The 26,556-nt window shown below is 71.3% G+C and carries 27 protein-coding genes; 19 read left to right on the top strand and 8 right to left on the bottom strand.

Annotated features, from left to right (window positions below; genetic code table 11):
* Positions 1-52 precede the first annotated feature (52 nt).
* Positions 53-472, bottom strand: coding sequence for a VOC family protein (locus tag ACL00U_RS16220; RefSeq protein ID WP_017887937.1), 420 nt, complete (start codon positions 470-472; stop codon positions 53-55).
* A gap of 62 nt (positions 473-534) precedes the next feature.
* Between ACL00U_RS16220 and ACL00U_RS16215 the strand changes: the two genes are divergently transcribed.
* Positions 535-1,491 carry a helix-turn-helix transcriptional regulator gene (locus tag ACL00U_RS16215; RefSeq protein WP_412873616.1) on the top strand — a complete coding sequence of 319 codons (957 nt, stop codon included), beginning with the start codon at positions 535-537 and terminating at the stop codon, positions 1,489-1,491.
* Here ACL00U_RS16215 and ACL00U_RS16210 read toward each other — a convergent pair whose 3' ends face one another.
* Positions 1,492-2,025, bottom strand: a complete 534-nt coding sequence (locus ACL00U_RS16210; protein ID WP_412873615.1) for an Abi family protein — start codon at positions 2,023-2,025, stop codon at positions 1,492-1,494.
* Complete coding sequence (locus ACL00U_RS16205; RefSeq protein ID WP_228500774.1) at positions 2,000-2,338, bottom strand: hypothetical protein; 339 nt, start codon at positions 2,336-2,338, stop codon at positions 2,000-2,002. Before ACL00U_RS16205 ends, ACL00U_RS16210 begins: the two co-directional genes overlap by 26 nt.
* 343 nt (positions 2,339-2,681) lie before the next feature.
* Between ACL00U_RS16205 and ACL00U_RS16200 the strand changes: the two genes are divergently transcribed.
* The 6 genes from ACL00U_RS16200 to ACL00U_RS16175 all read left to right on the top strand — a co-directional run bounded on the left by ACL00U_RS16200 (position 2,682) and on the right by ACL00U_RS16175 (position 10,442).
* Positions 2,682-2,771, top strand: a complete 90-nt coding sequence (locus ACL00U_RS16200; protein WP_017887940.1) for a potassium-transporting ATPase subunit F — start codon at positions 2,682-2,684, stop codon at positions 2,769-2,771.
* A complete protein-coding gene (gene kdpA, locus ACL00U_RS16195; protein ID WP_056072128.1) occupies positions 2,771-4,453 on the top strand; it encodes a potassium-transporting ATPase subunit KdpA in 1,683 nt (560 codons plus the stop codon). The genes ACL00U_RS16200 and kdpA overlap by 1 nt, the downstream gene beginning before the upstream one ends.
* Complete coding sequence (gene kdpB / locus ACL00U_RS16190) at positions 4,450-6,546, top strand: potassium-transporting ATPase subunit KdpB (protein ID WP_071250081.1); 2,097 nt, start codon at positions 4,450-4,452, stop codon at positions 6,544-6,546. The genes kdpA and kdpB overlap by 4 nt, the downstream gene beginning before the upstream one ends.
* A 2-nt stretch (positions 6,547-6,548) precedes the next feature.
* Entirely contained in the window at positions 6,549-7,148 is a 600-nt protein-coding gene (gene kdpC, locus ACL00U_RS16185) for a K(+)-transporting ATPase subunit C (protein WP_159556144.1), read from the top strand.
* A 121-nt stretch (positions 7,149-7,269) separates the two neighbouring features.
* Positions 7,270-9,762, top strand: coding sequence for an ATP-binding protein (locus tag ACL00U_RS16180; protein ID WP_017887944.1), 2,493 nt, complete (start codon positions 7,270-7,272; stop codon positions 9,760-9,762).
* Positions 9,759-10,442 carry a response regulator gene (locus ACL00U_RS16175; protein ID WP_412873614.1) on the top strand — a complete coding sequence of 228 codons (684 nt, stop codon included), beginning with the start codon at positions 9,759-9,761 and terminating at the stop codon, positions 10,440-10,442. The genes ACL00U_RS16180 and ACL00U_RS16175 overlap by 4 nt, the downstream gene beginning before the upstream one ends.
* A 30-nt stretch (positions 10,443-10,472) precedes the next feature.
* Here the strand turns inward: ACL00U_RS16175 and ACL00U_RS16170 are convergent, their stop codons facing one another.
* The gene (locus tag ACL00U_RS16170; RefSeq protein ID WP_017887946.1) at positions 10,473-11,318 is read right to left on the bottom strand and encodes a helix-turn-helix transcriptional regulator; all 846 of its coding nucleotides are present in this window, start codon (positions 11,316-11,318) and stop codon (positions 10,473-10,475) included.
* A gap of 110 nt (positions 11,319-11,428) precedes the next feature.
* Here ACL00U_RS16170 and hxlB point away from each other — a divergent pair, with 110 nt between their 5' ends.
* From hxlB to ACL00U_RS16150, 4 genes are all read left to right on the top strand, one after another.
* On the top strand, positions 11,429-11,992 hold the full coding sequence (gene hxlB / locus ACL00U_RS16165; protein WP_017887947.1) for a 6-phospho-3-hexuloisomerase: 564 nt from the start codon (positions 11,429-11,431) through the stop codon (positions 11,990-11,992).
* Positions 11,993-12,003: 11 nt separating this feature from the next.
* Positions 12,004-12,630, top strand: a complete 627-nt coding sequence (gene hxlA, locus ACL00U_RS16160) for a 3-hexulose-6-phosphate synthase (RefSeq protein WP_214518555.1) — start codon at positions 12,004-12,006, stop codon at positions 12,628-12,630.
* Positions 12,631-12,778: 148 nt separating this feature from the next.
* Positions 12,779-13,285 carry a GNAT family N-acetyltransferase gene (locus tag ACL00U_RS16155; protein WP_214518556.1) on the top strand — a complete coding sequence of 169 codons (507 nt, stop codon included), beginning with the start codon at positions 12,779-12,781 and terminating at the stop codon, positions 13,283-13,285.
* The gene (locus ACL00U_RS16150; RefSeq protein WP_042537555.1) at positions 13,282-14,004 is read left to right on the top strand and encodes an alpha/beta hydrolase; all 723 of its coding nucleotides are present in this window, start codon (positions 13,282-13,284) and stop codon (positions 14,002-14,004) included. The genes ACL00U_RS16155 and ACL00U_RS16150 overlap by 4 nt, the downstream gene beginning before the upstream one ends.
* Before the next feature lie 71 nt (positions 14,005-14,075).
* On the opposite strand, the gene ACL00U_RS16145 is transcribed toward ACL00U_RS16150, so the two are convergent.
* Positions 14,076-15,431: an APC family permease gene (locus tag ACL00U_RS16145; RefSeq protein WP_071250089.1), complete on the bottom strand. Its 1,356-nt coding sequence runs from the start codon at positions 15,429-15,431 to the stop codon at positions 14,076-14,078.
* A gap of 201 nt (positions 15,432-15,632) precedes the next feature.
* Here ACL00U_RS16145 and ACL00U_RS16140 point away from each other — a divergent pair, with 201 nt between their 5' ends.
* The 3 genes from ACL00U_RS16140 (at position 15,633) to ACL00U_RS16130 (ending at position 19,944) form a co-directional block, all read left to right on the top strand.
* A complete protein-coding gene (locus ACL00U_RS16140) occupies positions 15,633-16,406 on the top strand; it encodes an HAD family hydrolase (protein WP_042537551.1) in 774 nt (257 codons plus the stop codon).
* Positions 16,407-16,479: 73 nt separating this feature from the next.
* Complete coding sequence (locus tag ACL00U_RS16135; protein WP_017887953.1) at positions 16,480-18,990, top strand: glycoside hydrolase family 65 protein; 2,511 nt, start codon at positions 16,480-16,482, stop codon at positions 18,988-18,990.
* 186 nt (positions 18,991-19,176) lie between these two features.
* Positions 19,177-19,944 carry an SDR family NAD(P)-dependent oxidoreductase gene (locus ACL00U_RS16130; RefSeq protein ID WP_017887954.1) on the top strand — a complete coding sequence of 256 codons (768 nt, stop codon included), beginning with the start codon at positions 19,177-19,179 and terminating at the stop codon, positions 19,942-19,944.
* A 107-nt stretch (positions 19,945-20,051) separates the two neighbouring features.
* Here ACL00U_RS16130 and ACL00U_RS16125 read toward each other — a convergent pair whose 3' ends face one another.
* Entirely contained in the window at positions 20,052-20,567 is a 516-nt protein-coding gene (locus tag ACL00U_RS16125; protein WP_412873613.1) for a DUF1697 domain-containing protein, read from the bottom strand.
* Between the two features lie 26 nt (positions 20,568-20,593).
* Positions 20,594-20,860, bottom strand: coding sequence for a hypothetical protein (locus ACL00U_RS16120; protein ID WP_017887956.1), 267 nt, complete (start codon positions 20,858-20,860; stop codon positions 20,594-20,596).
* Between the two features lie 133 nt (positions 20,861-20,993).
* On the opposite strand from ACL00U_RS16120, the gene ACL00U_RS16115 reads away from it, so the two are divergent.
* A complete protein-coding gene (locus tag ACL00U_RS16115; protein WP_017887957.1) occupies positions 20,994-21,446 on the top strand; it encodes a hypothetical protein in 453 nt (150 codons plus the stop codon).
* 195 nt (positions 21,447-21,641) lie between these two features.
* Here the strand turns inward: ACL00U_RS16115 and ACL00U_RS16110 are convergent, their stop codons facing one another.
* Positions 21,642-23,117 carry an NCS2 family permease gene (locus ACL00U_RS16110; RefSeq protein WP_042537544.1) on the bottom strand — a complete coding sequence of 492 codons (1,476 nt, stop codon included), beginning with the start codon at positions 23,115-23,117 and terminating at the stop codon, positions 21,642-21,644.
* 157 nt (positions 23,118-23,274) lie between these two features.
* On the opposite strand from ACL00U_RS16110, the gene folE reads away from it, so the two are divergent.
* The 4 genes from folE to ACL00U_RS16090 are packed head-to-tail and all read left to right on the top strand — an operon-like array spanning position 23,275 to position 26,257.
* The gene (gene folE / locus ACL00U_RS16105; RefSeq protein ID WP_042537542.1) at positions 23,275-23,886 is read left to right on the top strand and encodes a GTP cyclohydrolase I; all 612 of its coding nucleotides are present in this window, start codon (positions 23,275-23,277) and stop codon (positions 23,884-23,886) included.
* Positions 23,883-24,833: a dihydropteroate synthase gene (folP, locus tag ACL00U_RS16100; RefSeq protein ID WP_412873612.1), complete on the top strand. Its 951-nt coding sequence runs from the start codon at positions 23,883-23,885 to the stop codon at positions 24,831-24,833. Before folE ends, folP begins: the two co-directional genes overlap by 4 nt.
* Positions 24,830-25,579 carry a pyrimidine reductase family protein gene (locus ACL00U_RS16095; protein ID WP_231564036.1) on the top strand — a complete coding sequence of 250 codons (750 nt, stop codon included), beginning with the start codon at positions 24,830-24,832 and terminating at the stop codon, positions 25,577-25,579. The genes folP and ACL00U_RS16095 overlap by 4 nt, the downstream gene beginning before the upstream one ends.
* 24 nt (positions 25,580-25,603) lie before the next feature.
* Positions 25,604-26,257: an HAD-IA family hydrolase gene (locus tag ACL00U_RS16090; protein ID WP_071250096.1), complete on the top strand. Its 654-nt coding sequence runs from the start codon at positions 25,604-25,606 to the stop codon at positions 26,255-26,257.
* The last annotated feature ends 299 nt before the right edge of the window (positions 26,258-26,556 follow it).

Below are 26,556 nucleotides of genomic sequence, written 5' to 3'. Positions count from 1 at the left end.
CAAACGTCCGAGCGTCGGTGCGGGGCGGGACCATCCGGGCCGCACCGCCGCGTCACTCGGTCGGGGCCGCGACGTCGAGCTGCCAGACCACGCCGAAGCGGTCGCGCAGCTGCCCGGCCAACGGTGCCCAGGCCGAGGGTTCCAGGGGCTGCCGTACTTCGGCGCCCTCGGACAGTGCCGCCCAGTACCGCTCGATCTCGGCCGTGTCGTCGCCGTGCACGAACACGTAGAAGGCGTTCGATCCCTGGTCGTAGGGCTGCCCGGGCCAGACGTCGAAGGCCATGACGCGGAAGCCGGCGGCCGTGGAGACCTGCCCGAAGACGATGCGGTCCGCCCAGTCCGGGTCGTCCAGGGCGCCCATCTGGCCGTAGGTGGCGGCGGTGACCTCGCCGCCGAAGACCGATGCGTAGAAGTCGAGCGCCGCGCGGGCGTCGCCGTCGAAGTTGAGGTGGGTTGTCGTTTCGATGCTCATGGGACGAGGATCTCGGGCAATGCGGTCAGATCCTGTCCGCTTCTCGGACGAAGATGGACGCCATGGCCGGACCCTCCGCACGGATGCTCACGCTGCTCTCCCTGCTCCAGGTGCACCGCGACTGGCCGGGGGACGAGCTGGCCGGGCGGCTCGAGGTCAGTCCCCGTACGGTCCGCCGCGACGTCGATCGACTCCGTGGGCTCGGGTACCGGGTCGAGGCGCTCCGCGGACCGGCCGGCGGCTACCGGCTCGAGGCCGGCTCCGACCTGCCCCCGCTGCTCTTCGACGACGACCAGGCGGTGGCGATCGCCCTGGCGCTCGCCGTGGCACCGGCATCGGGGGCGGACGTCGCCGAGTCGGCGGCCCGCGCCCTGGCGACCGTCCGGCAGGTGATGCCCGCGCGACTGCGGTCCCGGGTCGACGCGGTGCAGGCCGTGACCGCGACGAGCCGGACCACCACCGACCCGGAGGTCCTGGTGGCGGTGAGCGAGGCCGTCCACCTGCACGAGGTCTTCCGCTTCGGGTACGGCGACGACGAGACCCCGCACCGGGTGGAACCGCACGCCGTCGTCGCCCGGAACGGTCGCTGGTACCTGCTCGACTGGGATGCCGCCCGCGACGAATGGCGCACGCACCGCATCGACCGGATCACGCCGCGGATGCGCACCCGCGTCCCCTTCACGCCACGTCCGATCCCCGGTGGCGATGCGGCCGCGTTCGTGTCCGCGCGGTTCAAGGGGTCGGCGGTCGACGACGTGTGGCCGTGCACCGGTTCGGTGACCACGACGGCGGACGATGGGCGGCGGATCGCGCCGTACCTGCCCGAGGACGCCGTGGTCGAGCAGCTCGAGGGCGACCGGGCCCGCGTCACCCTCGGGTCGTGGTCGTGGGACGGGCTCGCCGGAGTCGTCGCCGGGCTGGCCGTGCCGATCCGGCTCGAGGGGCCGGAGGCGCTCGTCGAGGCCGTGGCAGACCTCGCTGACCGGTTGCGCACGGCCGGCACGCGTCGCCCAGCGTGATCAGTGGGGACCTGTCCAGAGCGCGTGGTCCAGCCAACCGCCGCCGACACCCATCGACGAGAGATCGAGGTGTTCGTTGCTCGGGAAGGCCCCGAGGAGAGCGGCCACGCGCTCGGCCCAGTCGTGGTCGGACGGGACCGACCTGAGCAGGTAGGCCATCACCGCCAAGGTGGTGTAGGCACCGAACTGCTTCGGGGCATCGGTTCCCGAGAGATGTGCGAGGAGCGGTACCGCACCGGACCTCGGCCGTTTCGGGACCACGACCAACTTCCGGTTGAACAGACGCGCATGGTGTGCTGCGACGTTCCGGACGTAGTTGACCGAGGCGAGCCAGCTCAGCATCGTCTTCTTGGTCGGGACGCCGAACTCTCGGGCGATCCGGGTGGCGACGTCGTTCCGGAGACCGCCGTACAGCCGAGCGAGGTGTCCCAGTTCGAGGATTTCGGTGAGTGCCCAGATGGGCATCCGGTCGTCGTACTCGGTTCGGAAGTGTGCGACGAACTGTTCGTCAGAGGAATCCTGTCGGTCTCGCACTCGCTGCAGCCACGCCGTGTGTGCGCTGGAGCCATCCGGTGGGTCGGGCCGAGGTGCAGTGAACGCTCCGGTGTCCGGCTGCTGCGAACTCCGTCCCTGCTCGGTACCGGTCGTGGACCTCGCCGTGTCGGCGGCCGACCTCATCGGTGACCGATGACGATTCACGGAAGGGATAGAGGTATCCGGTGAGGCGGTAGTAGCCGACTTCGCGCAGTACCGATCCCGCGACGCCCCGATCACCGATGCGGACTCCCTTGGAAGCCAGCTTCTCGATCTGCTCACCGATCGAGAGCCACGGTTTCACGTACTCCATGCGCCCCCCCGAGACAAGAAAATCGGCCCGAGCCGTGAGGCGAGCGGGCCGATCGTGATGCTGAAACCCTACCAGGATCCGCGTCACGGGATCGAGCGCTCTCCACAGGCGTTAGGAGCGTGCATGCGTCCGCCAGGGCGGCGTCAGGGATCCGTTAGGAGCGGACTGGAGGCCCGGCGCAGGATCCAGCATCGGTTCGGCACCACAAGTGGTGCCGGTCCGCGTCACCCGGCGCGGACACCGCAGACCTTCTGGAGTCCCTCGTGTTCGACGTGTTCGTCGTCGCCGGTGTCCTCGCCGTGTTCGGCGTGGTGGCACTGATCGCCAAGGGGGTGGAACGGCTGTGATCGGCATCACCATCGCGGCCGCCGTCCTCGGCATCGCCGCTGTCGTGTACCTCGTCTGGGCGCTCGTGCGTCCGGAGCGCTTCTAGTGGGCGCCGCGGACCTCTGGGCGGGCATCGCCCAGGTCGCCACCCTCGTCCTGCTGCTCGTCGTCGCGTACCGCCCGCTCGGCGACTGGATGGCGAAGGTCTTCACACCCGTCCGGCACAACCGGGTCGAGCGCGGGGTCTACCGGCTGATCGGCGTCGATCCGGACGCCGAGCAGTCCTGGCCCGTGTACCTGCGCGGGGTGCTGCTCTTCAGCGTCGCCGGGCTCCTGCTCGTCTACCTGCTGCAGCGCATCCAGGTCGTCCTGCCCGGCGACCTCGGACTGCCCGGTGTCGGACCCTCGCTTGCGTTCAACACCGCGGCGTCGTTCGTGTCGAACACGAACTGGCAGTCGTACTCGCCCGAGGTCACCCTCGGCTACACCGTGCAGATGGCCGGCCTCGCGGTGCAGAACTTCCTGTCCGCAGCCGTCGGCCTGGCGGTCGCCGTGGCGCTGGTGCGCGGGTTCGCCCGTCGCAAGTCCGGCACCCTCGGCAACGTGTGGGTGGACATCGTCCGCGGGCTGGGCCGGCTGCTGCTGCCCGGGGCGTTCGTCTTCGCGATCGTGCTCGTCGCCGGCGGGGTCGTCCAGTCGTGGGGGAGCGGCACCGACGTCACCACGCTCATCGGTGGCACGCAGCACATCCCCGGCGGGTTCGTCGCCTCGCAGGAGGCGATCAAGGAACTCGGCACGAACGGTGGCGGCTACTTCAACGCGAACTCGGCGCACCCGTTCGAGAACCCGCAGGCGTGGACGAACCTCGTCGAGATCTTCCTCATGCTCGTCATCCCGTTCTCGCTCCCGCGCACGTTCGGGCGGCTCGTCGGGGACGACCGCCAGGGCTACGCGATCCTCGCCGTGATGGGCGCGATCTTCCTCGTCTCGCTGTCGGTCATGTCGATCGCCGAGCTCGGCGGCGGCGGGATCGCCACACACGCCGCCGGGGCCGCGATGGAGGGCAAGGAGAGCCGCTTCGGCATCCTCGGTTCGACGCTCTTCTCGACCGCGACCACCTCGACGTCCACCGGCGCCGTCAACGCGATGCACGACAGCTACACCCCGATCGGCGGGATGATGGCGCTCGTCAACATGATGCTCGGCGAGGTCACCCCCGGCGGCGTCGGCTCCGGCCTGTACGGCATGCTCGTGCTCGCCGTCATCACGGTGTTCATCGGCGGCCTGCTCGTCGGCCGAACCCCGGAGTACCTCGGCAAGAAGATCCGCGCCAAGGAGATGACCTTCGCGGCGCTGTACATCCTCGTCACGCCGACGCTCGTGCTCCTGGCCACCGGGCTCTCGCTCGTGATCCCCGGGGTCCGCGAACAGGTGCTCGGGACGTCGATCTTCAACCCCGGCAACCACGGGCTGACCGAGCTGCTCTACGCCTTCACCTCGGGCGCGAACAACAACGGCTCGGCCTTCGGCGGACTCACCGCGAACACCACGTGGATGAACTCCTCGCTCGGCGTCGTGATGCTGCTCGGCCGCTTCGTGCCGATGGTGTTCGTCCTGGCGCTCGCCGGGTCCCTCGCGGCGCAGGACCGGGTGCCGGAGACCGCCGGCACGCTGCCCACCCATCGCCCGCTCTTCATCGTGCTGCTCGGCGGCGTCGCCGTCATCGTCACCGCACTCACCTACTTCCCGGTGCTCGCACTGGGTCCGCTCGCAGAAGGACTGTCATGACCACCGTGACCTCCGAGCACGAGGCGACCACCGCCTCCAGGCCGGCCATCCGCTCGTCCGCATTCGGACCCCGCCAGCTGGTGGCGGGCCTCCCGGGCGCCCTGCGGAAACTCGATCCGCGACTCATGTGGCGGAACCCCGTCATGTTCATCGTCGAGGTCGGCGCGGCGCTGACGACGGCAGCCGCCGTCGTCGAGCCGTCCGCCTTCACGATCGCCATCGCCGTCTGGCTCTGGCTCACCGTCGTCTTCGCCAACCTGGCGGAGTCGGTGGCCGAGGGCCGCGGCAAGGCCCAGGCCGACACCCTGCGGAAGACCCGCTCGACCACGAGTGCCCGCCGGGTGCTCGGGTACGCGACGTCCGACGCGGCCGCGACCGGCAACGCGACCGAGGAGGTCGCTTCCGTCGACCTGGCCAAGGGCGACGTGGTCCTGGTCGTCGCGGGCGAGGTCATCCCGGGCGACGGTGACGTCATCGACGGCATCGCGTCGGTCGACGAGTCGGCCGTCACGGGTGAGTCGGCACCGGTCATCCGCGAGTCCGGCGGCGACCGCAGCGCCGTCACCGGCGGCACCCGCGTGCTGTCCGACCGGATCGTGGTGCGCATCACCTCGACCCCGGGCGAGACCTTCATCGACCGGATGATCCGTCTGGTCGAGGGTGCGGCACGGCAGAAGACGCCGAACGAGATCGCGCTGAACATCCTGCTCGCCTCGCTGTCGATCGTCTTCGTGATCGTCTGCCTGACGATGCAGCCCATCGCGGGGCTCGTCGGTGCGACGGTCAGCGTGCCGGTGCTCATCGCCCTGCTCGTCTGCCTCATCCCGACCACCATCGGGGCCCTGCTCTCCGCGATCGGCATCGCCGGCATGGACCGACTCGTGCAGCACAACGTGCTCGCGATGTCGGGCCGCGCGGTCGAGGCCGCCGGTGACATCACGACGCTGCTGCTCGACAAGACCGGCACGATCACCTACGGCAACCGCCGGGCATCCCGCGTGGTGCCCGTGCCGGGCGTGACGACCGCCGACCTGCTCGAAGCCGCAGCGCTGTCGAGTGCCGCGGACAGCACCCCGGAAGGACGCTCGATCGTCGACCTGGCGCGCGAGGACGGCGCCGCCGTGGGCCTGCCGGACGGGGCCGTCGAGGTGCCGTTCACGGCGCAGACGCGCATGTCCGGTCTCGACCTGCCCGACGGATCGCAGATCCGGAAGGGTGCCGCTGCGGCTGTGCTCGCATGGGCGGACACCACCGAAGCCGGTGTTGTTTCGGCCATCGACGCGACCGTCGCGGAGATCTCCGACCAGGGCGGCACGCCGCTCGTCGTCGGCCGTCGGTCGTCGACCGGTGCGGTCACGCTGCTCGGCGTCGTGCACCTGAAGGACGTCGTCAAGGACGGCATGGCATCACGGTTCGCCGAGCTCCGGTCGATGGGCATCCGCACGGTGATGATCACCGGTGACAACCCCCGCACCGCGGCGGCCATCGCCCACGAGGCCGGCGTCGACGACTTCCTGGCCGAGGCCACCCCGGAGGACAAGCTCGCCTACATCAAGCGCGAGCAGGAGGGCGGCAACCTCGTCGCCATGACCGGTGACGGCACCAACGACGCCCCGGCCCTGGCCCAGGCGGACGTCGGCGTCGCGATGAACACCGGTACGACGGCGGCGAAGGAGGCGGGCAACATGGTCGACCTCGACTCCGACCCGACCAAGCTCATCGACGTCGTCCGCATCGGCAAGCAGCTGCTCATCACCCGCGGTGCCCTGACCACCTTCTCCATCGCCAACGACGTCGCGAAGTACTTCGCGATCATCCCGGCGATGTTCCAGGCCGCGTTCCCGGGCCTCGCGGCGCTCAACATCATGGGGCTGCACAGCCCGTCGTCCGCGATCCTGTCGGCGGTCGTCTTCAACGCGCTGGTCATCGTGGCGCTCATCCCGCTGTCCCTGCGTGGCGTCAAGTACCGCGCAGCCGCAGCGTCGTCGATCCTCGGCCGCAACCTGCTCGTCTACGGGCTTGGCGGCGTGGTCGTCCCCTTCATCGGCATCAAACTGATCGACCTCGTGGTCGGTCTCATCCCGGGGTTCTAGTCATGGCATCTGCACGTTCCACCTTCCGTTCCGCCGGTGTGGCCATCCGCCTCACCCTCGTCGCCACCGTCGTCCTCGGCGTCGGGTACCCGCTCGCCGTCTGGGGCGTCGGCCAGGCGGCGTTCCACGACCAGGCCAACGGCTCGATGGTCACGGACTCGTCCGGCAAGGTCGTCGGTTCCTCGTTGATCGGGCAGTCGTTCACCGGGAAGCAGGCCGACCGCTGGTTCCAGTCGCGGCCGTCCGCCGCCGGGGACGGCTACGACGCGGGGGCGTCCTCCGGCTCGAACCTCGGGCCGAACAACGCCGACCTGCTCAAGGCCGTCGAGGAGCGTCGTACCGCCCTGGCGAAGGCCGACGGGGTCCCCGCCGCACAGGTGCCGGCCGACGCCGTGACCGCCTCGGGTTCGGGGCTCGACCCGGACATCAGCCCGGAGTACGCACGCCAGCAGGTGGCGCGCGTGGCATCGGCGCGGGGGTTGTCCGCCGCCACCGTGCGGCAGCTCGTGCAGTCGCACACCGAGTCGCGGCAGCTCGGGTTCCTCGGTGAGCCCGTGGTGAACGTGCTCGCGCTGAACCTGGCGCTGGCGAAGGCCTCCTGAGCGTGGGCGACCCCTCCGCAAGACACCGGTGCTCGCGCGTCGAACACTCGCAGACCGCGGTGCGACAGGTGAACACCGGTGTTTTGCGGAGACCGACCCCCGCACGCGAGAGGATGAGCACGTGAAGCGCGGGAAGCTGCGGGTCCTGCTCGGTGCAGCGCCCGGTGTCGGCAAGACCTACACGATGCTCGAAGAGGGGCGTCGGCTGCTCGACGAGGGTCGCGACGTGGTCGTCGCCGTCGTCGAGACGCACGAGCGCGCCGCCACCGCGGCCCTGGTGAACGGGCTCGAGGTGGTGCCCCGCCGCACCGTCTCGCACCGCGGCGTCGACCTGGACGACCTCGACCTCGACGCTGTCATCGCCCGGGCACCCGAGGTCGCGCTCGTCGACGAACTCGCCCACACGAACGCCCCCGGCAGCCCGAACGAGAAGCGCTGGCAGGACGTCGAGGCGCTGCGGGACGCCGGCATCGACGTCATCTCGACGGTCAACGTGCAGCACATGCAGTCCCTCGGCGACGTGGTCCGCGAGATCACCGGCACCGTGCAGCGCGAGACCGTCCCCGACGCCGTGGTGCGCGCGGCCGACCAGATCGAGGTCGTCGACCTGGCCCCGGCAGCGCTGCGCGAACGGCTCTCCGACGGGCTCGTGTACCCGGCGGCCCGGATCGACGCCGCGCTGTCGAACTACTTCCGCCTCGGCAACCTCACCGCCCTGCGCGAGATCGCCCTGCTCTGGCTCGCGGACGAGGTCGACGACGCGCTCAAGGCCTACCGCGCCGAGCACGGCATCGAGCACCGCTGGGAGACCCGGGAGCGCGTGCTCGTCGCCCTGACCGGCGGCCCCGAGGGCGAGACCCTGCTGCGCCGCGGCGCCCGCATCGCCGCCCGCAGCGCCGGCGGCGAGCTCGCCGCCGTCCACGTGACCACGAACGACGGCCTGCGCGTGCGGCACCCCGGCGCGCTCGGCAAACAGCGGACCCTGCTCGAGCAACTCGGTGGGACGTACCACCAGGTCGTCGGCGACGACGTACCGAGCACCCTGGTGCGGTTCGCACGGTCGATCGACGCCACCCAGATCGTGATCGGGGTCAGCCGCCGCAGCCGGCTCGCGGCCGCCATGACCGGTCCGGGCATCGGCAACACCGTCATCCGGGAGTCCGGCGACATCGACGTGCACGTCGTCACGCACGAGCGGGCCGGCGGCGGGATCACCCTGCCGAAGCTCGGGGGCAGTCTGTCCCGCGGACGCGTGATCGCCGGGTTCGTGCTGTCGGTCCTGGTCGGCCCGCTGCTCACGTGGGTGCTGTCGATCGGCAGCGACCCGGACGCCATCACCGTCGACGTGCTGGCGTACCAGCTGCTCGTGCTCGTCGTGGCGCTCGTGGGCGGGATGTGGCCGGCGGTGTTCGCGGCCGTGCTGTCCGGGCTGAGTCTCGACTACTTCTTCGTGCAACCCCTCTACATGGTGACGGTCCAGCAGCCGTGGCACCTGTTCGCGCTGGTCATGTACGTCATCAGCGCGGTGCTGGTCAGCTTCGTGGTCGACCGGTCCGCCCGCCGGTCACGTGCCGCCCGTCGGGCCTCGGCCGAGTCCGGGCTCCTGATGGGCATCGCCGGCAGTGTGCTCCGTGGTGACGACGCCCTGCAGGCGCTGCTCGACCGCACCCGTGAGGCCTTCGGCTTCGCCGGCGTCCGGATCCGCCAGGGCGACGAGGTGCCGGCGACCTCCGGCGAGTTCGGTGCGACGCCGGACGCGTCGACGACGCTCGCTTCCGGCGCCGTGCTCGAGTTCGCCGGCGCACCCGACGACCCGACCCAGCGCCGCCTGCTGCGGGTCGTCGAGCAGCAGCTCGACGCCGCCGTCGAGCACCGCGAGCTGACCCGCACGGCCGTCGGTGCCGAACGCATCGCCGCCGCCGACCGGGTTCGCAGCGCACTGCTCGCGGCCGTCGGCCACGACGTGCGCCGACCGATCGCAGCGGCCTCCGCCGCCGTGCAGACGCTGCGTGCGCCCGACATCGACCTGTCCGGACCCGACCGGGAGGCGCTGCTCGCGACCGCCGACGAGAGCCTCGGTCAGCTGGCGGTGCTGTTGGCAGACCTGTTGGACGTCAGCCGCGTGCAGGCCGGTGTCCTCGCGGTCACCCCGGCGTCGATCGCACTCGAGACGGTGGTCGCCCCCGCACTCGACGAGCTCGAGCTCGGCCCCGACGACGTCGACCTCGACCTGCCCGCCGACCTGCCGCCGGTGCTCGCCGACCCCGTCCTGCTGCAGCGCGTCGTCGTGAACCTGCTCGCCAACGCCGCCCGGTACGCCCCGGACGGCACCCACGTCCGGGTCGCCGCCAGCGCCTTCGCCGGCGTGGTCGAACTCCGCGTCGCCGACCACGGCCCCGGGATCCCCGCGGACCGCCGCGACGAGGTGTTCCAGCCGTTCCAGCGGCTCGGCGACACCGACAACGAGACCGGCCTCGGGCTCGGCCTGGCTCTGGCGCGCGGGTTCACCGAGGGCATGGGCGGCACGATCGAGGTCGACGACACCCCGGGCGGTGGCCTCACCGTCGTGGTGCGGCTGCCGATCGCCGGGCACGTGGGAGTGGAGATCCGATGAAGGTCCTGATCGCTGACGACGACGCGCAGCTCGTCCGTGCGCTGTCGGTGACGCTCTCGGCGCGTGGGTACGACGTCGTCACGGCTCGGGACGGGCGCGAGGCGATCGACGCCGTCATCACCGAGCGCCCCGATCTGGTGCTCCTCGACCTCGGCATGCCCCGACTCGACGGCATCGGGGTGCTCGAGGGCGTCCGGGCCTGGTCGCAGGTGCCCGTCCTGGTGCTCTCCGGCCGGACCGACTCGTCGGACAAGGTCGACGCGCTCGACGCCGGCGCCGACGACTACGTGACGAAGCCGTTCCAGATGGACGAGCTCCTCGCCCGGCTGCGGGCACTCGGACGACGCCGGGTGGTGGCGACGGAGGAGACCCCGACGATCGCGATCGGACCGCTGCTCGTGGACCTCGTCGCGAAGCAGGTCAACCCGGCCGAGGGTCCGGCGATCCGCCTGACGCCCACCGAGTGGCGCCTGCTCGAGGTCCTGGTCACGAACCCCGACCGGCTGATGACCCGCGAGATGCTGTTGACCGAGGTCTGGGGGCCGACGCACGGCAACGACTCCGGGTACCTGCGCCTCTACATGGCCCAGCTGCGGCGGAAGCTCGAGCCCGACCCCGCGCACCCGCGCTTCCTGGTGACGGAGTCCGGCATGGGGTACCGCTTCGCCCCCGGAGCGTAGGAACCCGGCACGCGTCGCGATCCCGTCGGTTCACGCCCGGGAGCTGAACGCCGCGAGCTCGGCCCGGGTCCGGGCGCCGTGCTTCCGGAGCAGGTTCGCCACGTGGTACTTCACGGTGTTGACACTGATGCCGAGCCCCTCGGCGATCTCCCGGTTGCCGACACCGGTCGCCACGAGCCGCAGCACGTCGCGCTCCCGCGGGGTCAGATCGCCGTCGTCGACCGCGTCCACCTCGGTCGGTCGCGGGTCGAGGGGCAGCGAGATGTCGAGCACGGACCCCCAGCCGGGCGTGCTCGCGACCTGCACCCGCCCGTCGAGCGTGACGACCCGCTCGGCGATCGGTCGCATGGCGTCGTCCTGCACGTCGAGCGTGCCGGAGCCGTCGTCGCGGAGCTGCATGAGCAGGTTCCGGCCGTCGCAGTCCCACTGGATGCGCACCCGCTTCGCCGCACCGTCGTCGACCAGGGCGAGCACCGCGGTCCGCACGATCGCCCGGGCAGCGTGGGCGACGTCACCGGGGAGCGCACGACCGGTTGCCGGCGGCTCGACGAACTGCACGTCGAGGTCCCCGAAGCGCACGAGCGGCCGCAGGTCGGCGCGCAGCCGCGAGAACGCACCGGTGACCGGTTCGAGCAGGGTGCTCCGCTGCTGATCGGTCACGGTGCGCAGGTCGACGAGGGCGGCCGAGGCGATCTCGACGGCCTCGGCCCGGGCGGCCGCGTCGGTGACCCGCGACGACCGGAGCACGGCGAGGACGGATTCGAGGGTGAGGGCGTGCCGGTCCGCCTGCTCGGCGACGGTGCGGGCGTGCTCGGCGGCCGCGAGCCGGATGGCGGAGCCGCCCCGGGCCTCCAGGGTGTCGACCGATGCGTCCATGGAGGCGACCGTACCCGTCCCACCCGAGCGGACGGGCCCACCCGATGGGATGGGACCCCTGCCGGGGCGGGTAGCGGCGCGCAGGGTCCGCTGAAGGAAGGATCGTCGTCATGGCAGCAACCACCGTCTCCGCAGCGCTCGACCTGGTCGTCCGCGAGGTCGGCGACCTGGCAGCCCGCCTCGACGACGCTCCCGCACAGCGCGCACTCGACCTGATCGAGGGCGCCGACCGGGTGTTCGTCCACGGCGCCGGTCGCTCCGGCCTCGCCCTCCGCATGACCGCGATGCGTCTCATGCACCTGGGGCTCGACGCGCACGTCGTCGGCGAGGTCACCACCCCGGCCATCCGGCAGGGTGACCTGCTCCTCGTCGCGAGCGGTTCCGGGACGACCACCGGCATCGTGCAGGCCGCACGCACCGCGCACGAGGTCGGGGCATCCGTCGTGGCGCTCTCGACCACCGACGACTCGCCGCTCTCCGAGCTGGCGGACGTCACGATCGTGCTGCCCGCCGCGACGAAGACCGACCGCTCCGGCACCGCCTCGGCCCAGTACGCCGGTGGCCTCTTCGAACAGGCGGTCGCCCTGGTGGGCGACGCCGTGTTCCACGCCCTGTGGGCCCGAGGCGGGCAGTCCGCCGACGACCTCTGGCCCCGTCACGCCAACCTCGAATGAAAGGCACACCCATGCAGCTCCAGTTCGCCATGGACACCCTGACCACCGAAGCCGCCCTCGAGCTCGCCGCCGCGGCCGCGCCGCACGTCGACGTCCTCGAGCTCGGCACGCCCCTGATCAAGAGCGCCGGCCTGTCCGCCGTCACCGCGATCAAGGAAGCGCACCCCGACAAGATCGTGTTCGCCGACCTCAAGACCATGGACGCCGGTGAGCTCGAGGCCGACATCGCCTTCTCGGCCGGTGCCGACCTGGTCACCGTCCTCGGTGTCGCCGGCGACTCGACGATCGTCGGCGCCGTCAAGGCCGCGAAGAAGCACGGCAAGGGCATCGTCGTCGACCTGATCGGCGTCTCCGACAAGGCCGCCCGTGCCCGCGAGGTCGTCGCACTCGGCGCCGAGTTCGTCGAGGTCCACGCCGGGCTCGACGAGCAGGCGGAAGAGGGCTTCACCTTCTCGACCCTGCTCGACGCCGGCAAGGACTCGGGCGTCCCGTTCTCGATCGCGGGCGGCGTGAACGCGTCCTCGGTCGCCTCGGTGCAGGAGGCCGGTGCCCGCATCGCCGTCGCCGGCAGCGCGATCTACAGCGCCTCGGACGTCGGCGCAGCCGCCGCCGAGATCCGCGCCGCCATCAAGGCGTAGTCCCGGTCGCCCTTCCCGGGCGACGGCCGACGAGTGAGCAGAAGACGTCGGGTGCGACCACCGCACCCGACGTCTTCTGCGCACTGGATGCGGGACCCTGCCGGTCCCGCCCTGCCGGTCGCACCCCGCTCCGCGGTACCGTCGGGACGTGGGGATCGAACTGCGCCGCGTGACCGTCGACGACTGGGAAGCGTGGCGACCCGTGCGCCTCCGCGCCCTCGCCGACGCCCCGGACGCCTTCGGCTCGACGCTGCAGGACTGGGTGGACGCCCCCGAGCACCGGTGGCGCACCCGCCTGTCGATCCCGGGAGCGCTCGACCTGCTCGCGGTCGACACCGATGCCGACGGACCCGGCGCGGTCGTCGGGATGGCGAGCGGCGTCCCGTCCACCGACCCGGACGGCCCCGCCGAGCTCATCTCGATGTGGGTCGACCCGGCAGCGCGCGGCCGCGGGATCGCCCGTGCGCTCATCGACGCGATCGCCACGTGGGCGGCTGCTACCGGAGCCACCGAGCTCGAACTCTCGGTGCTGCCCGACAACGCCGTCGCCCGTCGCGCCTACGAGCACGTCGGCTTCAGCGCCCGCGACGAACCCGGCGATCCGTTGCCGGACGGCCGGACCGAGGTCCTGATGCGCCGTACGGTGGCCACATGAACCGAGCGCTGCGCTGGACCACCTGGATCGTCGCCGTCGTCGTCCTGCTCGCGGTGGTGTTCCTCGTGTGGGCGTACATCGTCATGCAGGGCACGCGCAGTGCCGCCCTGCAGGTCTGGCGTGACGACCGGATCGCGGTGCGGGACGCCGGTGACTCGGTGGTGATGACCCCGACCGGCCAGGCCGACGGGGTCGGGATCGTGTTCATCCCCGGTGCGAAGGTGGATCCCTACGCCTACATGGCGACGTTCCGGCAGGTGGTCGCCAACGGCACGACGGTCGTCATCACGAAGCCGACGCTCAACCTGGCGTTCTTCGACACCCGGCCGCTCGCCACGTTCGAGGCCCACGCCCCCTCGGTCACGCGCTGGGCCGTCGGCGGGCACTCCCTCGGCGGGGTCCGTGCGTGCCAGCTCGCCCAGGACGCCGACGGTCTGCTGCTCTTCGGCAGCTACTGCGCGAACGACATCAGCCGCTCGTACATCGACGTGCTGAGCGTCTCCGGTTCGCGTGACGGCCTGTCGACGCCGGCCAAGGTCGACGCCGCGCGGGACAAGCTGCCGTCGACCGCCACCATGACCGAGATCCAGGGGTCGAACCACGCCGACTTCGGTGCCTACGGCGACCAGCCGGGCGACCGGACGGCGACCATCAGCCGTGCTGATGCCCGGCAGCAGATCTCGGACGCGGTCGAGGCCTGGGTGCGCGACCTGCGCTGACTCCGCGCGCCGACCGGCGGACGCACCACGGGCCTCCAGACGGTCTGCCTGGAGGCCCGTGGTGCGCGACGTCAGTGGATCACGCCCGCCTCGTGGTCGCGTCCGGAACGGCGCCCGGTGAACCGGGCGATGAAGTAGAGCACCACGCCGACGGCGAGCAGGATCGCGGCGTAGAGCCAGACCTGGCCGCTCTGCTGCGTGAGCAGCAGGACGCACGACAGCACCCCGAGCACCGGGACGAAGGTCCAGACCCGGAAGTGGTCGTGCTCGACGTGGTCGCGGCGGAGCACCAGGACGGCGACGTTCGTGCTGATGAACACGAAGAGCAGCAGGAGCACGACGGTCTCGGCCAGCACGCCCACGTCACCCACCAGGGTCAGGAGCATCGCGACGACCGTCGTGGCGACGATCGCGGTCCACGGGGTCTTCCGGTTCGGCAGGACCTTCGCGAGCAGGGCGGGCAGGAGCCGCTGCTCGGCCATGCCGTAGGTCACGCGGCTCGCCATGATCATCGTGAGCAGCGCGCCGTTCGCGACGGCGACCAGGGCGATGAGGCTGAAGACCCAGTCAGGGATCGGGACGCCGGTGGCGGAGACGACCGCGAGCAGCGGGCCGCTGGACTCGGACAGCTCGGACGCGGGCAGGGCGATCGCGCTGGCGAGGGCGACGAGGACGTAGACGACACCGGCCGTGGCGAGGGCGCCGAACAGGGCCTTCGGGTAGACGCGGCGGGGGTCGCGGACCTCTTCGGCGATGTTGGCGGACGTCTCGAAGCCGACGAACGAGTAGTAGGCGACGATCGCGGCGCTCAGCGTCGCCAGGGCCGGGTTCGCCTCGGACGGGAACGCGCCGATGCGCGAGACGTCGCCGCCGCCCCCGCCGAGCATCACGGCCACGACGACGACCACGATGACGAGGCCGGAGACCTCGATGACCGTCATCACGACGTTGCTCCTGAGCGAGTCGGAGATGCCGCGGGCGTTCAGGCAGGCGATCAGGGCGAGGAAGACGATCGCGGTGGGCACCGGAGGCAGGTCGACGAAGGTGCCGAGGTAGTCGCCGGCGAAGGCGAGTGACAACCCGGCGGCGCTCGTGACACCGGCGGCGAGCATGCTGAAGCCGACCAGGAACGAGACGATCGGCGTCTTGTAGGCCCGTTCGGCGAAGACCGCGGCACCGCCCGCCTTCGGGTACTTCGTCACGAGTTCGGCGTACGACCCCGCGGTGAGCAGGGCCAGCAGGAGCGCGAGCACCAACGGTGCCCAGAGCGCTCCGCCGACGTCCTCCGCCAGGGTCCCCATCAACGCGTAGATGCCGGCGCCGAGCACGTCGCCCAGGATGAAGAGGAACAGCAGCGGGCCGGTGATCGCCTGGCGGAGCTTCGACTGCGAGCCGTCGTGGGGTGCGGCGGTGGTGTCGCTGGTCATGGAGGTGCCTTTCGTCCGGGTCAGCGTGCCGGGGTGTGTCTCGGAGGCTTCACAGGTGCGCCGCGGAGGGGGTTCCCCCTGCACAGTGCAGCCCCTGGTGAACTCTCTCCACAGCGTGCGGCGCGTCGGGACCCGGCACCTGGAGCGGTCCTAGACTCGTCGGGAGCCACACGTCCACCACCAGTCCCCGGAGGACCGCAGATGACGACGCAGGACCAGCGCACGCCCGCTCGACTCAGTGACCAGCGAGCGCTCCTGTTCGACCTCGACGGCGTGCTCACCCCCACCGCCGACGTGCACATGCGGGCCTGGAGCCGGCTCTTCACGCCGTACCTCGAAGCGCACGGGGTCGCGCCGTACACCGAGCAGGACTACTTCACGTACATCGACGGCAAGCCCCGGTACGACGGCGTGCGCTCGCTGCTCGAGTCGCGTGGCATCGACCTGCCGCAGGGCACCCCGGACGACGCGCCCGACACCGACACGGTGTGCGGACTCGGCAACCGGAAGAACGCGGAGTTCACGGCCGAGCTCGACGAGCACGGTGTCGAGCCCTACCCGGGCTCGCTGCGGTTCCTGACCGCCGCGATCGACGCCGGTCTGTCCGTCGCGGTCGTCTCGAGCTCGGCGAACGCCAACTCGGTGCTCCGGACCGCGGGCATCCTCGACCGGTTCCCGGTCGTCGTCGACGGGCTCGTCGCGCGCCAGGACGGCCTGACCGGCAAGCCAGCACCCGACACCTACCTCGACGCGGCAACCCGGTTCGGGCTCACCGCCGCCGAGTGCGCCGTGGTGGAAGACGCGACGAGCGGGGTCGAAGCCGGCCGCAACGGTTCGTTCGGTCTGGTCATCGGTGTCGACCGCGGTGCCGGGGCGGACGCCCTGCGCGAGCACGGTGCCGACGTCGTGGTGTCCGACCTCGCCGAACTCCTCGACGACCTGCCCGCACCGGTCGCCAGCACCAGCACGACGTAGGCCACCCGGCCGGGCGCTCCCTGCCTGCCCGCCGCACCGACGTACCCATCTCCCTCCCTTCCCACGGAGCAGCATGAACCCCATCACCTCGGACCCCCTCGACCGCGTCCGCTACCCGATCGACGAGTGGGCCCTCGTCGAGACCGAGTACACCCCCGACGAGCAGGGCGTCGCCGAGACGAACTTCGCTGTCGGCAACGGGTACCTCGGCCTGCGCGGCAACCTCGACGAAGGCCGTGGCGGCGTGCAGTACGGCACGTACGTCAACGGCTTCCACGAGACCTGGCCGATCCGGCACGCGGAAGACGCCTTCGGCTTCGCGAAGACCGGGCAGACGATCATCAACGCGCCCGACGCCAAGGTCATCCGCCTCTACGTCGACGACGAGCCCCTGGTGCTGGCCGAGGCCGACATCCTGCGGCACACCCGCCGGTTGGAGTTCCGTGGCGGGTACCTGTTCCGCGAGACCGAGTGGTCGACGCCGTCCGGCAAGCGGGTCCTCATCCGGTCGCGCCGGCTCGTGTCGTTCACCGACCGGCACCTCGCCGTCATCGACTACGAGGTCACCGTGCTCGACGCAGACGCCTCGATCCTGCTGTCCAGCCAGATCCTCAACCGCCAGGACGTGCAGGACGAGTACCACGCCGGCATGCGGGCCGCGGCGAACGCCTTCGACCCCCGCAAGGCCGAGTCGTTCACCGAGCGGGTGCTCGTGCCGAAGGTCAAGCGCAGCACCGGTGACCGTTCGGTCCTCGGGTACCAGGCGTCCAGCTCCGGCATGACGATCTGCGTCGGCGTCGAGCACCACATCGAGACCGAGAACAGCTGGGACGAGTCGTCGTCGATCGAGGACGACCTGGCGAAGCACGTCTACCGGGTGCAGGCCCGCGCCGGTCAGCCCATCCGCCTCGTGAAGCACGTGGTCTACCACACCTCGCGCGGCGTGCCCGTGCGTGAGCTCGCCGACCGGTGCGAGCGCACGCTCGACCGCGCACACGCCGAGAACGTCGACGAGACCTTCGCGAAGCAGCGCGAGTGGCTCGACGACTACTGGGCACGCAGCGACGTCGAGATCACCGGCCAGCCCGCGATCCAGCAGGCCGTGCGGTGGAACCTCTTCCAGCTCGCGCAGGCCACGGCCCGCACCGACGGCCACGGCATCGCCGCGAAGGGCGTCACCGGCTCCGGCTACGGCGGCCACTACTTCTGGGACATGGAGATCTACGTCCTGCCGTTCCTGTCGTACACGGCGCCGATCGTTGCCCGGAACGCCCTGCGCTTCCGCTACAACATGCTCGACGCGGCACGGGCGCGAGCCCGCGAGCTGAACCAGCGCGGGGCGCTGTTCCCGTGGCGGACCATCAACGGCGAGGAGTCCAGCGCGTACTACGCCGCCGGCACCGCGCAGTACCACATCGACGCCGACATCGCCCATGCACTCATGCAGTACGTGCGGGCATCGGGCGACCGTGAGTTCCTGAAGCGCGGCGCCATCGACGTGCTCGTGGAGACCGCCCGACTCTGGGCCGACCTCGGGTTCTGGCGGTCCAACGGCGACAAGAAGTTCCACATCGACGGCGTGACCGGACCGGACGAGTACACGACCGTCGTCGACGACAACCTCTACACGAACGTGATGGCGCGTGCGAACCTGTGGTTCGCCGTCAACGCCTGCCGCGAGCTCGCCGCCGACGACGCCGAAGAGTACGACCGCATGGTGCGCCGGACCGGCCTGCGCCCCGACGAGCTCGTCGAGTGGGAGCACGCCGCCGAGTCGATGGAGATCCCCTTCGACCCGCACCGCGGCATCCACCCGCAGGACGCCCAGTTCCTCGACAAGGAACTCTGGGACCTCGAGAACACCCCCGACTCCAAGCGCCCGCTGCTGCTCCACTACCACCCGCTGGTGATCTACCGGTTCCAGGTGCTCAAGCAGGCCGACGTCGTGCTCGCACTGTTCCTGCAGGGGCACGAGTTCACGGCGGCCGAGAAGCGTCGCGACTTCGACTACTACGACGCACTCACCACCGGTGACTCCACGCTGTCGGCGGTCGTGCAGTCGATCATGGCGGCCGAGGTCGGCTACCACGACCTCGCCGACCAGTACTTCCAGACCGCGCTCTACGTCGACCTGGCGGACCTGCACGGCAACACCTCGGACGGCGTGCACATCGCGTCGACCGGTGGCATCTGGGGTGCGTTGGTCAACGGCTTCGGCGGCATGCGCGACCACGGTGGCCGGATGACCTTCAACCCGCGGCTGCCGAAGCACTGGGACCGTCTGTCCTACCGCCTGACGGTGCGCGGCTCGCGCGTGCGGATCGACCTGGAGCAGGACACCATGACGCTCACGGTCGAGACCGGTGCGGGCTTCACCGTGTGGGTGCACAACCAGCAGTGGGACATCGAGGCGGGGGAGCCCACCGTGGTGCCGCTGCCGCACCACGGGCCGCGGATGTCCGGGCACGCTCCGACCACGAGCGACATCCAGGGCACGCTGCGTGCCGACGGCTCGGTGATCACCGCGTCGATCCCGACGATCTCGCTCGAGCGCGACTTCGACCTCGACGAGACGACCGCCTGACACCGGTTCCTCCGCCCGCGGTCACACGTCGCCCCGGTCCCGCCTCGCGGTGCCGGGGTGATGTGCGCGGCGCGTGCTCCCGGCACCTCCGAACGCGTTCAGTCGCCCCCGGGCACCGTGGTCTGCCGTGCCCTTCGGGTCGATGGCGTCTCCCCGGGCACGGTTCGTGCAACGAGAGGAGACATCATGGGCAACCGGTTCGAGGGCAAGGTCGCGATCGTCACGGGCGCGGGTTCGGGCATCGGCGCAGCGACGGCGCGCGCGTTCGTCGACGAGGGTGCGTCCGTCGTGCTGACCGACAGCGTCGAGGAGAAGGTCCGCACGGTGGGAGACTCCCTGCCGACCGACCGTGTCGTCTCCCTGCACGCCGACGTGGCGAGCCCGGAGGACTGGGAGACCGTCGTCTCCGCGGCGATCGACCGCTTCGACCGGCTCGACGTCCTGGTGAACAACGCCGGGACCTTCAGCTCGGGCGACATCACCGACATCAGCACGGCCGAGTGGCGCCGCGTCATCGAGACCGACCTGTCCGGGGTGTTCTACGGCACCCGGGCAGCGTTGCCGTTCCTGCGCGAGACGAAGGGTTCGATCGTCAACACGTCGTCGGTCTCCGGTGAGGACGCCGACTGGCGGATGAGCCCGTACAACGCGGCGAAGGGCGGCGTCACGAACTTCACGAAGGCGGCCGCGCTCGACAACGGGCAGTTCGGCGTCCGCGTGAACGCCGTCGCTCCGGGACTCATCTGGACCGACCTGACCCAGGAGCAGGCCGAGGACGAGGCCCTGCAGTCGAAGTTCGAGGAGCGGATCGCGCTCGGCCGTGGGGGTCGCTCCGCCGAGGTCGCCGAGGCGATCCTGTTCCTGGCCAGCGACGCTGCGTCGTTCATCACGGGCGCGGTCCTGCCGGTGGACGGCGGCACCATGGCGAGCAACGGGCAGCCTCCGCAGGCCTGAGTCTCCGCCGCGTCGGCGGAGATTCGGCCCGGCGGACACTTCGGGCGGTCAGGAACGCCCGGATCGTCCGCGGGAGCGAGTCTCGGCCCGCTTCGAGTGCACGAGCGTCACAGGAGCTTCCGCAGGGTGTTCGTGTTGCGGGTCGTCGTCGTGCGCTTGAAGCGTGCGGCGCCGGCCCGCTTGGCGAACACCGTGTCGGTGCTCGACCCCTTCGGGCACGACCAGTAGACGACGCCGTTCCCACGGGCGACCTGCTCGACCGCGTCGTCGAGCTCGAGGTCGGCCACCAGGTCGTCGAGCGCTGCATCCTCGGACCCGAACACGACGTAGTCGTGCCGATCGTCGTCACGCGCGAAGGGGAACCCGTCGACGACAGCGGCGAGGGCGTCGTGCCGGACGAGCACGATCCAGGCGTCGTACCCGAACCGGTCGCGCAGCCCCTGCTCGATTGACGTCTTGAGCCGTCCGGCGGGCACGTCGGCTGCGAACACGACGTTGCCCGAGGCGAGCACGGTGCGGACGTCGTCGAACCCGAGCCCCCGGAAGAGTTCCGCGAGTTCGGCGCTGCGGATCGTGATGCCGTTCACGTTGACCCCGCGCAGCAGCGCCACCCACCTGTCCATGTCCGGACGCTAGCGGTCCGAGCCGTTCACGTCCACGTCCGGGCCACGCCCCAACCGGAGCCCTGCGGGACGATGTCGACCACCAGCGCCTCACCGTCGTCGTCGCTGGTCGCCTGGAACCGCCAGCCCACGGTGCGCTCGGGTGCGTGCGTGATCGCTGTCGGCAGTTCGGCGCGCGTCACGGTCAGCCGCGTGGGGGTGTCGCTCACCCGCCAACGCCGTCCGGCCCACACCAGCCGGGTCGGCGTGCCCTCGGACCACCACACCGTGGCGGCCGTTTCGGTGATCATCATCGGGTCTCCTCGTTCGAACGTGTGTTCGAATGGTAGGTGTCGACCTCTGACGTCGCAACCACCGGCAGTGGACCTCGGCGGGTCGTGGACGAACCCCTCGAACGACGCAGCAACCCTCGTGTAGACGGGACCCATGACGAACGACGCACAGGGCCCCGACGCACAGCACCAGGTTCCCGAGGGGGTGTCCGAGGCCACGGTCGAGGCGCTCGGCAGCCTGTCCGCCGCGGTCGAGGTCATCGAGCACGCCCGTGGCCTGCTCTACGGGTTCCACCGCCTGACCGGCACCGCCGACCTGAACCTCGGTGAAGCGGTCGAGCAGCTCCGGAAGGCCGGGCACACCGAACTCGCCGAGCGCATCGACACCGAACTCGTGGGCCGCAACGTCATCGCGGGCCGCTGGACGTTCCAGATCGTCGAGGACTACGACGACGGCTACTACGCCCTCGCCAAGGAGCTCGAGCGCACCGCACGGGACGAGCTCGTGCAGGGCCGCCGCCACCTGTTCGAGGCGGGCATGAAGGAAGACCGACGCACCCAGGACCAGCGCCACCACGAGGCGACGCCGAGCGACCTGCCGGACTGAGCACGGGCCTCCAGGTCGACGCGGCCGACGTGGCCGACGGAAGACGCCGGCGTCCTGCGGAAGACGCCGGCGTCATCCGGATACGCCCCGGAAACGTCGAGACGCCGCCGGATTCGGCGGCGTCTCGATGACACGACGGCGTCTTGCGCCGGACCCCGATCAGCAAGGCCCAGCAGCAAGGCCCAGCAGCAAGCCTCAACCGACGCCGAGCATCGTCTCCAGCGGCCCCCGCGCGAAGTACAGCAGGAAGCCCGCGGCGACGACGTAGAGCAGCCACGAGACCTCGCGGCCACGGCCGGACAGCAGCTTGATGAGCACCCAGCTGATGAAGCCGGCGCCGATGCCGTTCGCGATCGAGTAGGTCAGCGGCATGACGACGATCGTCAGGAAGGCGGGCAGGGCCGAGCCGAAGTCCGACCACGAGATGTCCGCGACCTGCGCGACCATGAGCGCACCGACGACGACGAGCCCGGCGGCGGCGACCTCGAGCGGGACGACCTGGGTGAGCGGCGTGAGGAACATCGACGCCAGGAACAGCAGCCCGGTGACGACCGAGGCCATGCCCGTGCGGGCACCCTCGCCGATGCCGGAGGCCGAGTCGATGAAGACGGTGTTCGACGACACCGACGCGCCACCACCGGCGATCGCGCCGACGCCCTCGACGACGAGCGCCGACTTCAGGCGGGGGAACGTGCCGTCCGGCTTCGCGACACCGGCGGCCTTGGCCAGCCCCGTCATGGTGCCCATCGCGTCGAAGAAGTTCGTGAACACGAGGGTGAAGACGAGCATCGACGCGGCGAGCGGGCCGATGCGGGTGAAGGCGCCGACGACGTCGGCGTGGCCGACGAGCGACAGGTCCGGCACGGCGAACAGTGCGCTCGGCAGACCGGGGGCGTTGAGGTTCCAGCCGGTCTTCGAGTCGACCGAGGTCGGCACCTGGAAGATCGCCTGCAGGATGATCGCGATGATCGTGGTCGCGACGATGCCGATGAGCAGCGCACCCTTGACCCGGCGGGCCATGAGCGTGCCGATGATGATCAGGCCGATCAGGAACACGACGGTCGGCAGGGCGCCGACGGAGCCGTCCTCACCGAGCTGCAGCGGCGGCGACGGGTTCCCGGAGGACCGCACGAAGCCGGAGTCGACGAGCCCGATGAACGCGATGAACAGGCCGATGCCGACGGTGATCGCGGCTTTCAGCTGAGCCGGGACGGCGGTGAAGATCATCGTCCGGATGCCCGTCAACGCGAGGATCACGATGATCACGCCGTTGATGACGACCAGGCCCATCGCCTCGGCCCAGGTGACCTGGTGCACGACGCTGACAGCGAGGAACGAGTTGATCCCGAGCCCCGCGGCGATGCCGAACGGCAGGTTCGCGATGATGCCCATCGCGATGGTCATGACGCCGGCGACGAGGCCGGTCGCCGCGGCCACCTGAGCGTTCTCGAGCCACCCGCCGTTGACGTCCTTCGCGGCCTGGTCGGCGCTGAAACCACCGAGGATGAGGGGGTTCAGGATCACGATGTACGCCATCGTGACGAACGAGACGAGGCCACCGCGGACCTCGCGGGGGATCGACGATCCGCGTTGCGTGATGGAGAAGAATCGATCGAGGCCGGTCGCGAAGCGGTTCCGGGGCGTGGTGTCGGTCTGCGGGGCGCTCACCACGAGAGTTTAAAGGACGCTGGGTTTCGGGCGTGTCACACCGGTCTCACAGGTTCCGGCGGCCGGGAGGCCCGTCCCACGCGGGTCGCGCACGTCGCGCTGGGCGTCTGCCCGCGTTCTCCGGCCAGGGCTGGTGTTGGATGAGCGGGTGACGTCACACATGGACCGCGCCCGTGTGGAGGCCGCCGTCCGCGAGCTGCTGCTCGCCATCGGCGAGGACCCCGACCGCCCGGAACTCACCCGCACCCCCGCCCGGGTCGCCGACTCGTACTCCGAGTTCTTCTCCGGGATCGGCACCGATGCGGTCGCGATCGCCCGGGACGGCACCGTGCACGCCGAGGACGGCGAACGCGGTCGGCTCGTCATCGTCCGCGACGTGAAGTTCCGATCCGTCTGCGAGCACCACCTGCTGCCGTTCCTCGGGGTCGCGCACCTGGCGTACGCCCCGGGGGAACGGCTCATCGGCCTCGGCACGCTGGCACGGGTGCTCGACGCGGTGGCCTCCCGCCCGCAGCTGCAGGAGCGGCTCGGCGAACAGGTCACCGCGACCATCGCCGAGGGCCTCGGCGCCGAGGGTGTCCTGGTGGTCCTCGACGCGCAGCACCAGTGCGTGACGACGCGTGGGGAGCGCCAGACCGGTTCGACGACGGTGACGGTCGCGGCGACCGGCTCGCTGGCCGACACCGCGGGACGGGCCGAGGCGATCGCGCTCATCGGCGCGGGGCGTGGGACCGATGCCGCGGGTGCGGCGACTGCCGAGGCGGGCGCATGACCGGCCTCCCGCACGTCTCGGGCGAACACGCCGCGGCCGGACCCGACGCGGCCGGACCCGGCTGGGTCGTGCCGGACCTGCGGCACCCGGTCCGGACGTTCGGACGCCGCACCATCGACTTCGACCACCGCATCGCCGTGATGGCGATCGTGAACCGCACCCCGGACTCGTTCCACGACCGCGGCGCCACCTTCGAGCTCGACCGGGCCGTCGCCGCCTCGGTCCGCGCAGCCGAGCAGGGTGCCGACTGGGTCGACATCGGCGGCGTGAAGTTCGCCCCCGGCCCGGAGCTGCCCGCGTCCGACGAGATCGACCGGGTCGTCCCCGTCGTCGAGCAGCTCGCCCAGCAGTCCGACGTCGTCATCAGCGTCGACACCTTCCGACCCGAGGTCGCCGCGGCGGCGATCGCAGCCGGCGCGACCGTCGTCAACGACACCACCGGCCTGTCCGACCCGCGGATGGCCGCCGTGGTCGCCGACTCCGAGGCCACCGTCGTCATCACGCACTCGCTCGCCGAACCCCGTCGTCCCCTGCCGGCTCCACCGCAGTACGCCGACATCGCGGGCGAGGTCGTCGCGTTCCTGCGCGAACGGGTCGACCGGGCGCTCGCCGCGGGCATCCCGGAGTCGCGGATCATCGTCGACCCGGGCCACGACCTGCACAAGAACACCGTGCACACCCTCGAGATCACCCGGCGCCTGCCCGAGGTCGTCGCCCTCGGCTACCCGGTGCTCGCAGCGGTGTCGAACAAGGACTTCGTCGGGGAGTCGCTCGGCCGCCCCCGCGGGGAACGGCTCTCCGGATCGCTCGCCGTCGCGACCGTGAGCGCGATGCTCGGCGCCCGGATCGTCCGCATGCACGACGTCGCCGAGAGCGTCGACGCGATGCGCATGGTCGAGGCCACCCTCGGATGGCGCACCCCCGTGGAATCGAGGCACAACACGTGACCGTCCTGCCCCCGTCGATCGCGGACCTGTCCGACGACGACCTGCTCGAGCTCTACACCGCCGACGTCGGGGACCCCTGGCTCCGCGTGAACTTCGTCGCGACGCTGGACGGCTCGGCCTCGGCCGCCGGGGTGTCCGGGTCGCTCGGCGGCGACGACGACCTGCGGGTCTTCGACCTGCTCCGCCGCGTGGCCGACGTCGTGCTCGTCGCCGCCGGCACCGTCCGTGACGAGGGCTACGGGCCGATGGTCCTGCACGACGCCGACGTTGCCTGGCGTCGGGCCCACGGCATGCCGGACCACCCCGTGTTCGCGATCGTCACCGGGTCGCTGTCGCTCGACCCGGCGTCGCGGGTCTTCACCGAGGCGCCGGTGCGGCCGATCGTCCTGACCTCGGCGACGGCGGCTGCCTCGGCGACGGCCCGGGCGCTCGCCGAGGTGGCCGACGTCGTGCCCTGCAGCGCGGACGACGCCCCCGACTCGGTGGACGCCGGACGGATCCGCGGTGTGCTGGCCGATCGTGGCCTCGGGACGATCCACTGCGAGGGTGGTCCGTCGTTCCTCGGGGCGCTCGTCGCCGCGGACGCCGTCGACGAGCTGACCCTGACGATCGACCCGTCGCTCGAGGGCGGGGAGGGGCCGCGCATCGCCCGCGGGTCGTCCCCGGAGCTCCGGCGGATGCGACCGGCGCACGTGCTGCTCGGCGCCGGCGACGTGCTGCTCACGCGGTACGTCCGGGCGCGCTGACCCCCTTGGGCTAGGGTCGGGCGCGTGATCGACATCGTGGCGTCCGGGGTCCTCTTCGACATGGACGGGACCCTCGTCGACTCGACCGCGGTGGTCGAGGCGACCTGGACCCGGTTCGGCCACGCGAACGGCATCGACCCCGACGAGATCCTCGCGTTCTCGCACGGACGGCAGGCGATCGACACCCTCCGGCGCTTCCTGCCCGACCTGCCCCTGGCCGAGCAGCAGCGGATCGCGGCGGAGCTCGTCGCCGAGGAGACCGCGAGCACCGAGGGCATCCTCGAGATCCCCGGCGCCGTCGCCTTCGTGCAGCGCCTCGTCGACCTCGGCGTCCCGGTCGCCCTCGTGACGAGCGCGCCCCGTGACCTCGCCGCGGGCCGGATGGCGGCCGCCGGGTTCGCCGTGCCCGAGGCCTTCGTCCCCTCGGAGGACGTCGAGCACGGCAAGCCCCACCCCGACGGCTACCTGCGCGGCGCCGCACTGCTCGGCGTCGACCCCGCCGACTGCGTGGCGTTCGAGGACGCCCCCGCCGGCCTGGAGTCCGCCATCGCCTCCGGCGCGACCACGGTCGTCGTCGGTCCCCTCGAGCACCCCGTGACCGCCGGGCTGCACCGGGTGCACGGGTACGACGGGCTGACCGTCGAGCGCGACGGCGTCGCCTTCCGCATCCGGGGCTGAGCCCCGGCCGGTCAGGACACCCCGCCCGCCCTGCGCCGAGTGGTCGCGAACCGTCGGCTGCGCCGTCGCCAGCCGACACTTCGTGGCCACCGCGCGGACTTGAGCGGGGAGTTGCGACCGGTCGCGCTGTCGGCCTGGAGGCCCGTGGCAGGCCCGCACCGTGCCTCCCGTGCGACCGTGGGCGCGTCCACGGCACCCCGCCCGGCGTGCGCCGAGTGGTCGCGACCCGTCGGCTGCGCCGCCGCCAGCCGACACTTCGTGACCGCCGCGCGGACCTGAGCGGGGAGTTGCGACCGGTC

This window comes from Curtobacterium poinsettiae, from assembly GCF_047226435.1.
Taxonomy (GTDB): domain Bacteria; phylum Actinomycetota; class Actinomycetes; order Actinomycetales; family Microbacteriaceae; genus Curtobacterium; species Curtobacterium poinsettiae.
The sequence above is the reverse complement of the archived record's forward strand: the minus strand, read 5'-3'. Positions and strand labels throughout refer to the sequence as shown.

Excerpts from the sequence above, each read along its gene's own strand:
- ACL00U_RS16115 (WP_017887957.1), top strand. The coding sequence starts at position 20,994 with ATGACGAACGACGCACAGGGCCCCGACGCACAGCACCAGGTTCCCGAG.
- hxlB (WP_017887947.1), top strand. The coding sequence starts at position 11,429 with ATGGCAGCAACCACCGTCTCCGCAGCGCTCGACCTGGTCGTCCGCGAG.
- ACL00U_RS16205 (WP_228500774.1), bottom strand. The coding sequence starts at position 2,338 with ATGGAGTACGTGAAACCGTGGCTCTCGATCGGTGAGCAGATCGAGAAG.
- folP (WP_412873612.1), top strand. The coding sequence starts at position 23,883 with ATGACCGGCCTCCCGCACGTCTCGGGCGAACACGCCGCGGCCGGACCC.
- ACL00U_RS16145 (WP_071250089.1), bottom strand. The coding sequence starts at position 15,431 with ATGACCAGCGACACCACCGCCGCACCCCACGACGGCTCGCAGTCGAAG.
- ACL00U_RS16150 (WP_042537555.1), top strand. The coding sequence starts at position 13,282 with ATGAACCGAGCGCTGCGCTGGACCACCTGGATCGTCGCCGTCGTCGTC.
- ACL00U_RS16220 (WP_017887937.1), bottom strand. The coding sequence starts at position 472 with ATGAGCATCGAAACGACAACCCACCTCAACTTCGACGGCGACGCCCGC.
- ACL00U_RS16125 (WP_412873613.1), bottom strand. The coding sequence starts at position 20,567 with ATGGACAGGTGGGTGGCGCTGCTGCGCGGGGTCAACGTGAACGGCATC.
- ACL00U_RS16215 (WP_412873616.1), top strand. The coding sequence starts at position 535 with ATGGCCGGACCCTCCGCACGGATGCTCACGCTGCTCTCCCTGCTCCAG.
- ACL00U_RS16170 (WP_017887946.1), bottom strand. The coding sequence starts at position 11,318 with ATGGACGCATCGGTCGACACCCTGGAGGCCCGGGGCGGCTCCGCCATC.
- kdpB (WP_071250081.1), top strand. The coding sequence starts at position 4,450 with ATGACCACCGTGACCTCCGAGCACGAGGCGACCACCGCCTCCAGGCCG.
- ACL00U_RS16130 (WP_017887954.1), top strand. The coding sequence starts at position 19,177 with ATGGGCAACCGGTTCGAGGGCAAGGTCGCGATCGTCACGGGCGCGGGT.
- ACL00U_RS16175 (WP_412873614.1), top strand. The coding sequence starts at position 9,759 with ATGAAGGTCCTGATCGCTGACGACGACGCGCAGCTCGTCCGTGCGCTG.
- hxlA (WP_214518555.1), top strand. The coding sequence starts at position 12,004 with ATGCAGCTCCAGTTCGCCATGGACACCCTGACCACCGAAGCCGCCCTC.
- ACL00U_RS16120 (WP_017887956.1), bottom strand. The coding sequence starts at position 20,860 with ATGATGATCACCGAAACGGCCGCCACGGTGTGGTGGTCCGAGGGCACG.
- ACL00U_RS16140 (WP_042537551.1), top strand. The coding sequence starts at position 15,633 with ATGACGACGCAGGACCAGCGCACGCCCGCTCGACTCAGTGACCAGCGA.
- kdpC (WP_159556144.1), top strand. The coding sequence starts at position 6,549 with ATGGCATCTGCACGTTCCACCTTCCGTTCCGCCGGTGTGGCCATCCGC.
- ACL00U_RS16135 (WP_017887953.1), top strand. The coding sequence starts at position 16,480 with ATGAACCCCATCACCTCGGACCCCCTCGACCGCGTCCGCTACCCGATC.
- folE (WP_042537542.1), top strand. The coding sequence starts at position 23,275 with ATGGACCGCGCCCGTGTGGAGGCCGCCGTCCGCGAGCTGCTGCTCGCC.